Below are 13519 nucleotides of genomic sequence, written 5' to 3' on the forward strand. Positions count from 1 at the left end.
TTTATCAGCGATTCTTAAAATCCGCCTGCAAAATTCATCGTGCAACTCTCTTAATAACCAGTCGCTTCACTTCTTTCTCATTTTATAGACACGCATTTTTCTTACACCCGAAATTTCTAAGTCATATTTACTTAACACACGTCTTGCGGCGTCAGAATCAGTGATTCCACTAAACTCCCTAAACTTCCTATTCGTCAACTCATCGCTCACTAACGCAAAATACTCCTGCACCGCCAACCGGTCGGCAGCAGCATCTTTATTGCCGCAGGCCGAACAAATCCAGGATTTCTTCACACGCTGCATGCCATGGCCACCGCATTTATTGCAATAAACGCCTGTCTTTAAATCTTTAAAATTGATACGATACGTTTCACTTAATGGGGAAAGTTCAAAGGGGACCTGGTTGGCCGCTATCAGTTTCTCGATGTCCTGGAGCGGATGAGAAACAGCGGTTAGGGGACTGTCCCGAAGAATTCGGTGAAGATAGCCGTTCATCTGGTAGGTCTTGCAGATCAACGCGCCGGTGGGCTTCGACTGAAAGACGCAATTTTTTGCGGTGTAGATAATCAACCCTTTAACAGGCAAATTGATCCCTTGCGACGCAAACCAATTCTCCATAAAATTGATGTGTTTATCCAGCTGGAAAACCGGATTGTCGAGATGCAGTATTTCTCCGCCTGGCATCGCCTTCTTGTAATATTCTTCAGTTGCCGCATTATAGTGGATTTCACCGCTGACATTTTTGGAATCCATCACGATGGCACAGCGCTCGGTCAACAACAGGCCGTCAATCTGAACGGTCCATTTTTTTATCTTCATATTCAGATCCCACATCGGCAAGTGTTCTTCTTTCATCGTGAATTCCTTAAACTTATTAACCATCCTGTCTTCTCCCCGAATTCCCGCAGATGCGCGGTGAAACTGGTTTTCCAGATAGTCGCGTTGATGATGATTGGAAGAAATGCGCTTTAATAAGCACTCAATCGCTAATGCTTTAGGTAATGAATCAAGCTCCGTTTTTATCCTTTTCGCCTCCACATAATAAGAAAATTCCGCCTGGATTTTTCTGCGATGAGCGGCGTTCCACTCATATCCTGATCGTACCATATTGACTGGCCAGACATATTAAAATTTCTCAGCAAACCAAACCGTTGAATGGAACAGTTTGCCTCAGCAAACTGCCGGAGCCCGTGAGCGGCAGAACGCTCACGTGCCCGAAAAAACCGCTTTAAGTTCTTATCTCCCATATGGTAGAATTATTTACAAATACATCCATTCCCCACCCACACTGGAGGCACACTATGAAATTCCTTAAAGTTATCGGCTTCCTTTTCGGAGCTGCATTTTTACTTGTGGCCGGCAATCATTTTTTCAATCCGCAATACGAGGCGGATTCAATGCTGATTCTTTTACTGGCTCTTCCGTTGTTTTTTATAACCGGTATTGAGCATTATCAGGCGGGACGTAAAAAAACGGCCATGTTTTCTTTCATAATAGTCGGCCTATCGCTTATCCTCTGGATCTCCAGTCCTTTCATTGCATGGCCCTAAATCAATAAATATCCCATCAAAAAAACAGGAAGCCACTCTCCCGAGCCGCTTCCTGTTTTTTTATACCCTATCCTAAGCACCCGGCCTCATCTCCTGCCGGTTCACCCACTCGCGCACTACTTCCACATACGCTTCCGGCTCCTCGACTCCCGGCATATGCGAACTGTTTTCAAACACATGAACTTCCGAATCCGGCGCCAGGCTCGCATAATATTCCGTCGCTTCCGGCGTCGCTTCGTCATAACGGCCGCATGTGAATAAAGCCGGAAGCTCTATTTCCCCCAAACGTTCCGTTGCATCAAAATACTTCAGCGTGCCGGTCACCGTAAATTCGGAAGCGCCCCACATGTGATTGTAGACCTGATGATTCAACTGTTTCATATCTTCAACAAGCTCTTCCGGCCAAGGGTCAACGCGGCACATATGCCGCTTATAGTAGGCATCCATCGCTTCATTGTACTCTGCGGAATCAGTCGTCCCTTCCCGCTCGCTCCGCTCGATCGTTTCCTGGATATCATGCGGGAACTGCTTCAGATAATTGCGCTGGTCCTGCTCCCACCTTTGCGCATCGAGTGCCGGCCCAGAGAAAATGACACTTCGGACGCCGCCGGGTTTATTGAATAGATAAGAAGCAGCGAGCATCGTGCCCCATGAATGGCCGAGCAGATGGAAATCCTCCAGTTCGAGCGCTTCGACCACCTGCCCCAGCTCTTCGACAAAACGCTCCAGCGTCCACAAAGAAATATTGGTCGGACGATCAGATTTCCCGCTGCCAAGCTGATCGTAATGGATCACCGGCCGGTCCGTCCCGAGACTCCGAAGTGGATCGCTGTCGCTGCTTTTCGAACCCGGCCCTCCGTGTAATATCAAAAGCGGAATGCCGGGACCATTGCCGCTGATTCGGTACCAGACATTGCCGCCAGTTACTGGAATAAACCCTTCTTTCACCTGTTCCATTTATATCCATCTCCTTTTTATTGCAGCTGTATTCCTAAACACTTCTGCGCAAAAAACGAAATCCCTTTATTTTGAAGGCATACTGCGTAATTGATGGGGTAAACAATGAAAAAATGAGCTCTTGCGAGAATGGGAGGAACGAACAATGAAATCCAAAAAATTCTTGAAACAGGCGTTCAAATCGAATGGCATGCCTGTTAAAAAAGGAGACGTCAAGTATATTGGAATGCTGTTCACCAATGTCGCCAAGGAACAGATGACCCTGAAGGAGTTTCCGGAAGTGAAAAATGAAGTGCCGATGACGATTGTGGATAAGGGGGAGCTGTGGTATGACTGATCTCGGTTTTCTCAGCGCATCCCACCTTGCACCGCTGATTCAAAAGAAACAATTGTCACCGGTGGAATTGACGAAGCATTTACTGAAACGCATCGACGTTGCAAATCCGACACTGAATGCCTTTATTACACCGCTGCATGAAGTTGCATTGAAACAGGCAAAACAGGCAGAACAGCAAATAGTGAACGGCCATTATAAAGGGCCGCTGCACGGCATTCCGATCGGCATCAAGGATAATTACGAAACAGAAGGCATCCGCACAACAGGCGGTTCAAAGATTTTCTTTCATTACGTTCCTCCAAAGAATGCGGTGTCTGTTGATAAATTACTAGCTGCAGGGGGAATTATGCTGGGCAAAATGAATATGAATGAACTGGGTGCCGGGTCGAGTGGACACAATCCGGTTTTCGGTGTAACTCGTAATCCCTGGAATCATGATTATCTGCCGGGAGGCTCCAGCAGCGGAAGTGCTGCTGCGCTTGCTGCCGGACTGGCGCCGCTTACAACCGGCACGGACACATTCGGCTCCAACCGAATACCTGCCGCCATGTCCGGTGTCTACGGATTAAAGCCGACATACGGTCTGATCAGTTCACGGGGAGTACTCCCTTCCGCCTGGTCGCTTGATCACCCCGGACCGATTACGCGCTCGTCCGCGGATCTTGCACTAATGCTCAATTATATGGCCGGCTTCGATCCGCATGATCCTCCGAGCCTGCGTGCGTCCGTCACCGATTATACGGCGGCGTTGACGCAGGAAATGAACGGCATGAAAATCGGCATACCCACATATTATCTGGAGGGGCTGGATCCGGATATTGAAAAGCTTTTCCAGAATGCCCGGTCGACGCTCAAAAAATTGGGAGCGGAAATAAAAGAAATCGAAATTCCGGAATTGGCCATGGCTACATTTGCAGGCCTGGCCATCACAGCCTCTGAAGCTGCCGCTTATAATTTTGAGACGCTGCTGACTCAGTCGGATGATTACGGACAGGATGTGCGTTCCATTCTTTCGTCCGGCACCTTGACAAGTGCCGTGCAATATCTCGAAGCGCAGCAGGCACGCCGTGCTTTGACAAGGGCTTTCCATAAGGCTTTTGAAGAGGTCGATCTCCTGCTTGGACCAACGATTCCGATTGCGACGCCGAAAATCAGCAGAAAGTGGGTCAAGCAAAATCTTGATCTGATTATGGGCACTTTACCATTTACGGTCCCTGCCAATTTAACCGGCATCCCTGCACTGTCCGTTCCGATGGGCTTGGATTCCAACGGACTTCCGGCAGGCATGCAATTCATGGGGAGGCACCTGTCGGAACAATTACTGTTGCAGGCTGGAAGCGCCTGGGAAACGACTCAGCCGCTGCGCTATAACAGAGTTTAAAATCGGTTCCATAAAAAACGCTCCCCGGAATATGGATTCCGGGGAGCTCTTCTATTGAAAGAACCACAGCTGTACGAAGATGCTGACAATGATTAAAATCAGCAAAATCACGCTAACGAAAATTTCAGCACTCTCAGGATACAGCTCTCTTCAACGCAGCTTCTTTTTCAAACTCAGCTGCTTCTTCTTTTTCTTTTCCGACACAACCGGCTTCGGCGCCGGGTTGTAATCGTCGTCGTACAATCCCGTGTAAGTCTGATACCAGGCGAACAGGTGCACCAGGACCACTTTGCTTATCGCATAAACGGGTATCCCCAGTATGACGCCCGGCAGACCGAACAGATTTCCCGCCGTCAGCAGCACGGCGATGATGGTAACGGGATGAATGTTCAAATTGCTTCCGAGAATGAGCGGCTGGATGACGCGCCCTTCCAGCGTCTGCTCAGTAAAGAACACAATCAGCACTTTGACCAGCATAAAAGGCGGATGAAGCACAATCGCGATGATGACAATCGGGAAGAATGCGATGAATGTACCCAGAAAAGGAATCAGGTTCAAGGCACCCGCCATGATGCCGAGCGTCAGCGCGTACTCCAGGCCGATGATGCTGAAACCGATCCAGAACATCAGCCCGACACAAAAGGCGACAAGCAGCTGGCCGCGGATATACTGGCTGATCTGAAGGTTCATTTCGCGCAGCAGCACATAAGTTTGTTCGCGCATCTTCGAAGGCACAATGTTCATGATGTGGTACGGCAGATGATGCCCGTCTTTCAACAGATAAAACAGGATGAAAGGTGTCGTAATGATGGCCAGAAACGCTGTGGACAGAATACCGACGAAATTTCCGATGCCCGTGACAGTCGTATCGACGACATCATCCGCCTGATCGGTAATGGAAGTTGACAGGCCATCCTCTTCTCCCATCAGCTGCTGCTGAAGCCGCGACAGTACATCACTTTGAAAAAAACCATCGATTGATGCAACGAAACTGCTTAAATAATCCTCCCAATTGTCCAGCAGGCTCAGCGCCTGTTCCCTGATAATTGGAATAAGCGTTGCGACACCCCACGCAAGCAGTCCGGCAATGATCAGAAAAACGATTGAAATGCCGGCAGGGCGGGTGATGTTTTTCGATTCCATCCAATCGATGAGCGGATTCAACAAGTAATACAGCACCCCGGCTATAATGAGCGGCAGCCCCATGACATCCGCAAAAGCCGTCAGCGGACGGAAGATGTAACTGACTTTCGGCAGCAGCAATAAATTCAGTAAAATCAGCAGAATGATGATCAGCACAGATACCGCCTTATTATTCAGCACCCATTTTACAAACCAGGAAGCCGCAGAGCTCAGTGCACTTTTGTTCTTGTCCCGCTCCATCTCACCCACCCTCTCCGTTTAATCAGTCGGCAATGGAAATTATACCCGGTATGAGCATACATCAGTCTGCTGTTTATTTTTAAAATACCCTTTATGAGTTTTATTCACACCGGCCACGTACTATAATTGAATTAGTCAGATTATTACGAAAAGAGGAGGATTCTTGTGATTAAAACAGCAGTCGAGACTTTATTCGTAAATCATTTTGTAGATGGTATTCTGGATCCCGGAAAAGAAATGCTCGGGCCTGTAAAAGACGGCGGCACGATTATCGCCAATACTGCGCCGGGCTGCTGGGGGCCGATGATTACGCCGAGCATCAAAGGCGGCCATGAAGTGACACAGCCAGTTTACGTGGAAGGGGCGGAACCGGGAGACGCCATAGCTATTCGGATCCAATCGATCACGGTGACGTCGCACGCCACTGCTTCCGGCAATGATTTGATGATTGATGACCGCGCAGATGGCGACGGCTATGTAGCGGCGAAATGTCCGGAATGCGGCACGAAAAATCCGGAAACTGTCATCAAAGGCATCGGCAAAGAAGCAATCCGCTGTGCAAATTGCGGAGCCGACGCCACCCCTTTCATTTTTACAAACGGCTACACAATTTTCTTCGGAGAAAAAGGTGATATCGGATTGACTCTGCCGCAGGAAGCCGCTGAAACGATTGCGCGTGATGGCCGTGCGTACATGAAAACGCCGGAAGCTTCCGTCCAGAATCCGGTCGTGACGTTTGCGCCGCACGACCTTGTCGGCACAATGGCCCGTATGCGCCCGTTCCTTGGGCAACTTGGCACGACGCCTTCGCGTCCAACCCCGGATTCGCATAACGCCGGTGATTTCGGTTCGTTCCTGGTCGGTGCGCCGCATGATTATTCAGCGACAGCCGAAGAACTGGAAACGCACCGCACCGACGGGCATCTTGATGTCAACCGGGTACGAGCGGGTGCTGTCCTGATCTGTCCGGTGAAAGTTCCGGGCGGCGGCGTTTATCTCGGCGACATGCACGCCATGCAGGGTGACGGGGAAATCGCCGGGCACACAGCAGACGTTTCCGGCATCACCCACCTTCAGGTCAGCGTATTGAAAGGCATGAATATTAAAGGGCCTATCCTGCTGCCGAATGTGGAAGACCTCCCTTATACGGCGAAGCCATTTACGGCAGAAGAGAAAAAGACCGCCCGCCAGCTGGCCGAAACGTGGGAAGTTCCTAAAATTGAAGTATCCTATCCCGTGTCATTTATTGGGTCCGGGCCGAATTTGAACGACGCCACCGAAAACGGGCTGCAGCGCGCCGCAGATTTCTTCGGCGTGACGGTACCGGAAATCATGAACCGCGCGACTATCACGGGTGGCATCGAAATCGGCCGCCATCCGGGCGTCGTCACCGTAACGTTCCTGGCGCCTGAGCAGTATTTGCGGAAAACGGATCTGTTTGAAATAGTGAGAAATCAATACGGCCAGCAATGACAAAACCCGCCATTCCTTTTGGGAGTGGCGGGTTATCTTAATTTTTCATCATCGTTGTTCTACTTCTATTATACTGCTAATAAAAAATTTATTACAGACTGCATTTATTCGAGATCACCCCCTATACTGAACTTAATAACTCTGCAGCTTCAGGAGGAGATAAAGATGAATGAATTCAAAAACGTCCTGGATCCCGGCCCATTCTTCCACGGCACGAAAGCGCAATTGAATATCGGCGACAAATTGGAAGCTAAGAACCTGTCCAATTACCAGGACAAAAAATCGAATTACATCTATTTCACGGCGACGTTGGAAGCCGCTAAATGGGGAGCAGAACTTGCAGCAGGCGATGCCAAAGAACGGATTTACCTGGTGGAGCCGCAAGGGGATTTCGAGAACGACCCGAACCTGACCGACAAACGGTTCCCGGGAAATCCGACACGATCATACCGCTCCAAGGAACCGCTGAAAATTGTCGCGGAACTTGGAAGCTGGGAACGGCATTCTGATGAACAAATTGAACATATGCTGTCGTCACTGAAGAAATTGCGCGAAGAAGGAAAGGCGACGATTATTGATTAACCCATCACTTCGGCTTTTGAAAAGAGAAATCCAAAGCAAAAGACCACCATCAGTCGAATTATTCCTCAACCTCTTCTAAGGAATAATTATCCAAATTTATGATAAACTAAAATAGAAGTTCATAAAAAGAGGTATCGGGAATGGAAAATGATAAATCATTCAAAGAAGAATCACCAAAGGACAAAGTATTCATTATCTTGGTAATGACACTCCTCGTTGGAGGTTCATTGGCATTCGTCTTCGGCATCTACTTCTTCGGGATTGCCGGACTCTTCAATATTCTAGGTGTCCAATACGATTCTGTCTGGTCCTTATTCTGGTTCGGCGTATTCTTTTTTATATTGGATTCCTTTGCCGATGTTATAAAAATGACATTTACAGTTTTATTGGATCATTTGTCCATAGCCAACGCGGCAACCCTTTTCGCCATTAATTTTCTCGTCATTTGGGCAGTTCTTTCCTTATTGAATCTCTTGATGGATTCTATTACTATTTCCATTGATGCTCAACTTATTGCTGCAGCTGTTATTGCTTTGATTGAATTGACGTTAAATAAAAATGGCAGGAAAGAGGAACAATTGGAATAACAAATTTTCTTTCATTGATAGTAAATAGCCGTTCAACCCCACCAGGGTCGAACGGCTTTACCAATGATTTTCAATTCCCAATCCGCACAGCCTGATTCCGATTCTGCAGCACCGCAAGAATACTGAGCGCTGCGAGAAGGCTCGTTTTCGGGTTATTCGGCATCGGATTGTTCTCAACCTGCAGCTGCATGCGGCCGAAAACACCTTCAGCTTCGATGGTATGCGTATTCCGCTCAACAGCCGGATCGACGATGACGCGCACTTCCGTTTTCTCCGGTCCGATTCCCGCAATTGCCAGCACCAACGCCACGTTGACATTCTTCGGGAATTTTTCAACAGCAGCAAACGCAGATCCTTCGAACAGCATTTCTTCCTTGTCCGTCTCCATTCCCAGCGATGCCGGCGATTTTCGCGTCGTAATCCTGACCCGCTCCAAACCGCCAGCTGCTCTCGCTGATTGCAGCAGATCCAGTCCTCCGATTGCACCTGACGGCAGGAAAATCTGCGTACCAGCCGTTTCCGCCAATGTCTTGAGGCGTTTCAGAAAATCTGCATCTTTGAAGACACCGATGCTGCTGACGACGAGGTCTTTCTTGTTGGCCACAACCTCTTCCAGATAGAGCGCGGCCGCTTCCACTGTTGATGCTTCCACGATAATATCCATGGGCTGCTCTAAAAACCGCGGCAGATCTGTAAAGAAATCAGCGTCATACTTCTCGCTCAATCGAACGCCGGCTTCCTGATTGCGCCCGAAAATCGCCAGTACTTTTCCTTCGGCCATTCTTTTCATATTCACTTGTTCCAATAAATACGAGGCAATGTTGCCTGTTCCGATGATTCCGATATTCATGATAGCCCTCCTTTTAATGGATGAGACTGTTTCTTCTATCTATCATGATACCTATTCCATTGACGAAAGTCTGTTGTTTGCATTGCTTCCATTCTCAAAATCGTACACCATTCCACGCAGTCGCCACTTCAAGCATATTCACACCTTCCGCCTCTCTACCGGTTTTAATCAGCAGCAGGCCTGTCGAAACGCATTGGATAAATCCCCATTCCCAGATCGCTTGCGGATCTTCACCCGTCATCCGGCTCAGGAAATGACAGCGTTTCCTGCCTTCCGCCAGCGGATTGACCGCCAGCTCATCCGGCCACTCCCGCATGAGCACACCGAGGTCGTAAGCCGGTTCTCCCAGCAGCCCATCGGGATCGATCAATTTAAATGAAGGCTGTGACTCCTCCGGATCCTGAAGGATGTTTTCATTGTGCGCATCGCCGTGAAGCAGTACTGCTTTGCTCGGATTTCGTTGAGCCAGGCGACCTTCCAAATAAATGAGTGCCTGTGTCACGATTTCGACTGAGCAAGGCTTGCCCAGTTCCAGCCAAAGTTCGGGGATGAAATCAATAAACCAGGGGATTAGCTCATCAAAAGTCTGTAACGCATGCTGCTCCGGCACCGGCTTCCATGTTTTCATCAGCGCTGAACAAATGATTTCCATTTCTTGCCGAGGCGAATAGCCTGAGATCTTCAAAAGCGGACCAAGCCGTTCAAGTAACAGCGCCTTCAAGCTGTGATCCTCTTTCAGCAGCCGTACATAACCTACTCCATCAGCAATCCGTAACGCCTCCAGCTCCTGGTCAAAGACGGAGTTCCCTTCCATCTGCGGCATGGCCAGTTTTAGAACAGCGGGCTCTCGGTTTTTCGTCCGAACTTCCGTGACAAGCGCTTCCGATCCGCCGCTCAGCGTTTTCACAAAGCGGAGTTCCCATTTTTTTATAAGTTCCATCAGAGTCTCTTTCACTTCCGCCAGCCATAGTTCACCCTTCGGCCCCATGCTTTTCGCTTTCAGCTGCACAATCAGCGGAATAAAATCTTTTGGTTCGTCCACCTCGCCCGCTCCTTCCAACGCGTTAAAAAAGAAGGAGATTTTTTCTCCATCTTTTTCACTTCACTCGTCATTTCCTGCTGCAGATGGCGGCCACGCCCCCATAATTTTTCGGGCAAAAGCCACCTGCCCCGCATGATACGAATTGTGAAGGACAATCGTCTGCAAACACTCAGCCCGTGTCGCTTCGCTGCCTTCCGCCACCTGTTCATTCAAATCTTTTTCCGCTTCCGCTTCAGCCGCTTTCAATCCATTCCGGAAATACACAACAGCCGCTTCCCATTCTTCTTCGCTCTCCGGTCCTGCAGTAGGCGGCCAGGATGCAGCGTCGGCATTCGCACCGTCCGGCATGTCTCCCTCCAGAATATCCAGCATGAAATATTGCCAGTAATTCATATGAAACAGCAATTCCCAAACAGAATGCGGGAAATCCCCTTTTTTCTCGCCAGCCTGCTGCCAGCCCATTCCATCAAATACCGTCTCCGTGTCCACATGCGCCCTTTCTCCGTGCAGGCCATTCAGAAAAAATTTTGCATCCATCGAATTCCTCCTCATGATTGTCAAAGTTCCGTTTCCTCTTCCATAACCTATTCCACATCTTTTAGAAACTTCCTTTTCTTTTATTTCAATAAAAACTCCCACGATACCTTGACACTCGATATATCGTCACATATACTATGAGTAACGATATATCGCAAGGCGATATAAAAGAAGAAAGAGGTGGTTATATGCAACCCCTATCGGAATCGACATACCTGGTTTTATTGGCGTTGGCGCAGGAGCCTTCGCACGGTTACGGAATCATCAAGAAAATCGAGGAATACAGCGGCGGCGACATTGTACTCGCACCCGGAACGCTTTATGGCGTGCTGACCAATCTGCAGAAACAGAAGCTGATCGAACTCGTCACCGCCGAAAAAGAAAGCCGGCAGAAGAAGATTTACAGGCTGACCGATGATGGCCTGGCCAGTTTTCGTATGGAATACGAACGCTTTAAAAAGATGCTGACGATCAGTGATGACATCTTGAAAGGAGAGAAAAAGGATGAAAACATTCAAAAAGTTTAAAATATCACTTGCCAATGATATCGACAAAGAGGAAAAATGGCTGACCCAAATGTCGTCAAAAGGATTCCACTTCTATAAGTACAGCCTGTTTTTCTATCATTTTGAAGAAGACCACAGCCGCTCGTATATTTATCAGGCGGACTTCCAATCAGCGGACGATGAATATTTCGAACTCTATAAACAGGCCGGCTGGGAACATATCCATACGGTAATGGAATCCTTCCATTACTTCCGCGCCCCCAGGGACGTCATTGGCGACAAGCGCATCTATTCGGATCCCGCTTCTATTAAAGGCATGTATCAGCGGATGCTGACGTTTTACTCGATCATTTTTCTCTGCATGATCGTAGCGCAGGCCGGCCTGCTGCTCAACTGGAAACCGAGTTTCTTCTCTTTCCTGTCGGTTTCAATCGTCACCGCCGCCGTCGTGATCTATGTTTTCCTCTTCATCGGGCTGCTGCAGAAAATGCGGAAGTATGATAAGCAATCCGATGTTAAATACTGACCAATACAGCAAGCCCCTTATTTTATCCCGGGATAAGGGGTTTCTGTCTGGCAAGCGCCGCCCTGCTTCAGATTATCGGCGATTCCCCAAATGCCATTCAATCCTTTCTTCCAAATAAAAATGCCGCTCCCCTGAAATAAGGGAACGGCATTAATTTTAAAAGAGATTAATCCACCGCGACGACAGTTTCGACATCGTCGGCCCGGTTTTTTCGTGCTTTCAGGAAGAACAGACCTACCAGGATAATCGTCAGCACAAGCCCGATGATGAACGACAGGTTCAAATCAAGATTGAAGCCGATTTTCTGGTTCAGGATGTAGACGAAAACCATATAGGTGATGAATATTGCCGGTGCCAACGACACCAGGTAATTCTTGCCTTGGATATACAAGTACATCGTCGCAATCCACAAAGCAATCGCGGCCGTCGCCTGGTTTGCCCAGGAGAAATAGCGCCACAACAGTGCGAAATCGATTTGCGTCAATGCGATGGAAACTGCAAATAATGGAATCGCGATCATCAGGCGCTTAACCACTTTCTGCTGGTCTATCTTGATGTAATCGGCAATGATTGAACGCGCAGCGCGGAACGCCGTATCGCCGGAAGTGATTGGCAAAACGATGGCACCAAGAACCGCGATTGTTCCGCCGACAGCGCCAAGAAGCGTCATGGAAACTTCATTGACGACAGCTGATGGCGTGCCTGAACTGATGATGCTGGATAGCGTCTGGCCATCGAAAATACTCATGGCAGCAGCAGCCCAGATCATCGCAATGATCCCTTCGGCAATCATCATGCCGTAGAAAATATAACGCCCTTGGGACTCATTTTGCGTTGTCCGCGAAATAATCGGCGACTGTGTCGCATGGAAACCCGATAAAGCTCCGCACGTGATCGTGAAGAACAGCATCGGGAAAATTGGCAAATTATCTGGATGCAGATTCACTAAGCTCAGTTCCGGAATTTTATACTCGGAAAACAATAGTACTCCACCTACTCCGATAGTACCGATCAACAACACTGCGCCGAAGTATGGATAAAGCCGGCCGATGATTTTATCGATCGGCAGAATAGTTGAAAGGAAATAATAAACGAAAATAAGTGCGATTAAAATTCCCACAGCCACTTTGCCATCTAGGAGAATAGCAAGCAAAGATGCCGGCGTTGTTACAAATACTGTTCCAACCAGCAACAGCAGCAATAACGCGAAAAAGTTTACAAGATGTTTGGAAGCCGCGCCCAGGAATTTCCCGGCAAGTTCAGGAATATGCGCTCCTTTGTTGCGGATGGAAATCATGCCGGTCAAATAATCATGCACGGCTCCTGCAAAAATACATCCGATGACAATCCAAAGAAATGCGACTGGCCCGTAAAGAGCACCCATAATCGGGCCGAAAATCGGGCCGGTTCCTGCGATATTCAGCAATTGGATCAGAGAGTTTTTATGTTTGTTCATTGGTACAAAGTCAATGCCATCCTGGTTGGCATAAGCAGGCGTTTTGCGCCCTTCCATCGGGCCGAACAATTTTTCGATATACTTGCCGTACGTAAAATAAGCGGCAACCAGCAATGCAATTGATACTAAAAATGTGATCATGTGTTCACTCCTCTTTTTTGTAATCGCTTACAGTCAAACGTGCAATTCTTCGTATGTTCCTCTATGCTTCTCATTTTCATAACGACAAGGACGAAAATACTTTCTTTATACTGCTATAAAGAATATTATATGAATTTGCAAAAGTCAATATAGATTTAAACTATTTATTTCCCATAAACCATTGACTTGTCCTCTTCTATTCATGTGTTGT

At 48.2% G+C, this 13519-nt stretch carries 15 protein-coding genes; 8 read left to right on the forward strand and 7 right to left on the reverse strand.

Annotated features, from left to right (window positions below; all coding sequences use genetic code 11):
- Nucleotides 1-66 precede the first annotated feature (66 nt).
- Nucleotides 67-1107, reverse strand: coding sequence for a nuclease-related domain-containing protein (locus KW93_RS11850; RefSeq protein WP_081987012.1), 1041 nt, complete (start codon nucleotides 1105-1107; stop codon nucleotides 67-69).
- A gap of 194 nt (nucleotides 1108-1301) precedes the next feature.
- On the opposite strand from KW93_RS11850, the gene KW93_RS11855 reads away from it, so the two are divergent.
- Complete coding sequence (locus KW93_RS11855) at nucleotides 1302-1550, forward strand: hypothetical protein (RefSeq protein WP_033543234.1); 249 nt, start codon at nucleotides 1302-1304, stop codon at nucleotides 1548-1550.
- Nucleotides 1551-1622: 72 nt separating this feature from the next.
- Here KW93_RS11855 and KW93_RS11860 read toward each other — a convergent pair whose 3' ends face one another.
- Nucleotides 1623-2507 (reverse strand): proline iminopeptidase-family hydrolase, encoded by an 885-nt coding sequence (locus tag KW93_RS11860; RefSeq protein WP_033543235.1) that lies wholly within the window; start codon nucleotides 2505-2507, stop codon nucleotides 1623-1625.
- 145 nt (nucleotides 2508-2652) lie between these two features.
- Between KW93_RS11860 and KW93_RS11865 the strand changes: the two genes are divergently transcribed.
- On the forward strand, nucleotides 2653-2844 hold the full coding sequence (locus KW93_RS11865) for a hypothetical protein (protein ID WP_033543236.1): 192 nt from the start codon (nucleotides 2653-2655) through the stop codon (nucleotides 2842-2844).
- Nucleotides 2837-4225 (forward strand): amidase, encoded by a 1389-nt coding sequence (locus KW93_RS11870; protein ID WP_033543237.1) that lies wholly within the window; start codon nucleotides 2837-2839, stop codon nucleotides 4223-4225. The genes KW93_RS11865 and KW93_RS11870 overlap by 8 nt, the downstream gene beginning before the upstream one ends.
- Before the next feature lie 150 nt (nucleotides 4226-4375).
- Here the strand turns inward: KW93_RS11870 and KW93_RS11875 are convergent, their stop codons facing one another.
- Entirely contained in the window at nucleotides 4376-5608 is a 1233-nt protein-coding gene (locus KW93_RS11875) for an AI-2E family transporter (protein ID WP_033543238.1), read from the reverse strand.
- Between the two features lie 165 nt (nucleotides 5609-5773).
- Between KW93_RS11875 and KW93_RS11880 the strand changes: the two genes are divergently transcribed.
- The 3 genes from KW93_RS11880 to KW93_RS16980 all read left to right on the forward strand — a co-directional run bounded on the left by KW93_RS11880 (nucleotide 5774) and on the right by KW93_RS16980 (nucleotide 8250).
- A complete protein-coding gene (locus KW93_RS11880; protein ID WP_052131596.1) occupies nucleotides 5774-7081 on the forward strand; it encodes an acetamidase/formamidase family protein in 1308 nt (435 codons plus the stop codon).
- Nucleotides 7082-7246: 165 nt separating this feature from the next.
- Entirely contained in the window at nucleotides 7247-7663 is a 417-nt protein-coding gene (gene arr / locus KW93_RS11885) for an NAD(+)--rifampin ADP-ribosyltransferase (RefSeq protein WP_033543239.1), read from the forward strand.
- A 140-nt stretch (nucleotides 7664-7803) separates the two neighbouring features.
- Complete coding sequence (locus tag KW93_RS16980; protein ID WP_052131597.1) at nucleotides 7804-8250, forward strand: YrvL family regulatory protein; 447 nt, start codon at nucleotides 7804-7806, stop codon at nucleotides 8248-8250.
- A gap of 70 nt (nucleotides 8251-8320) precedes the next feature.
- On the opposite strand, the gene nadX is transcribed toward KW93_RS16980, so the two are convergent.
- From nadX to KW93_RS11905, 3 genes are all read right to left on the reverse strand, one after another.
- Complete coding sequence (gene nadX / locus KW93_RS11895) at nucleotides 8321-9100, reverse strand: aspartate dehydrogenase (RefSeq protein WP_033543240.1); 780 nt, start codon at nucleotides 9098-9100, stop codon at nucleotides 8321-8323.
- Between the two features lie 94 nt (nucleotides 9101-9194).
- The gene (locus KW93_RS11900; RefSeq protein WP_052131598.1) at nucleotides 9195-10142 is read right to left on the reverse strand and encodes an aminoglycoside phosphotransferase family protein; all 948 of its coding nucleotides are present in this window, start codon (nucleotides 10140-10142) and stop codon (nucleotides 9195-9197) included.
- Between the two features lie 60 nt (nucleotides 10143-10202).
- Nucleotides 10203-10679, reverse strand: coding sequence for a DinB family protein (locus KW93_RS11905; RefSeq protein ID WP_052131599.1), 477 nt, complete (start codon nucleotides 10677-10679; stop codon nucleotides 10203-10205).
- A gap of 188 nt (nucleotides 10680-10867) precedes the next feature.
- On the opposite strand from KW93_RS11905, the gene KW93_RS11910 reads away from it, so the two are divergent.
- Nucleotides 10868-11206, forward strand: coding sequence for a PadR family transcriptional regulator (locus tag KW93_RS11910; RefSeq protein WP_033543241.1), 339 nt, complete (start codon nucleotides 10868-10870; stop codon nucleotides 11204-11206).
- Entirely contained in the window at nucleotides 11184-11711 is a 528-nt protein-coding gene (locus tag KW93_RS11915; RefSeq protein ID WP_033543242.1) for a DUF2812 domain-containing protein, read from the forward strand. Before KW93_RS11910 ends, KW93_RS11915 begins: the two co-directional genes overlap by 23 nt.
- A 166-nt stretch (nucleotides 11712-11877) precedes the next feature.
- On the opposite strand, the gene KW93_RS11920 is transcribed toward KW93_RS11915, so the two are convergent.
- Nucleotides 11878-13308 carry a carbon starvation CstA family protein gene (locus KW93_RS11920; RefSeq protein WP_033543243.1) on the reverse strand — a complete coding sequence of 477 codons (1431 nt, stop codon included), beginning with the start codon at nucleotides 13306-13308 and terminating at the stop codon, nucleotides 11878-11880.
- Nucleotides 13309-13519: the final 211 nt, after the last annotated feature.

Origin of the sequence: Planococcus sp. CAU13 (genome assembly GCF_000775575.1) — a bacterium.
Taxonomy (GTDB): Bacteria; Bacillota; Bacilli; order Bacillales_A; family Planococcaceae; genus Planococcus.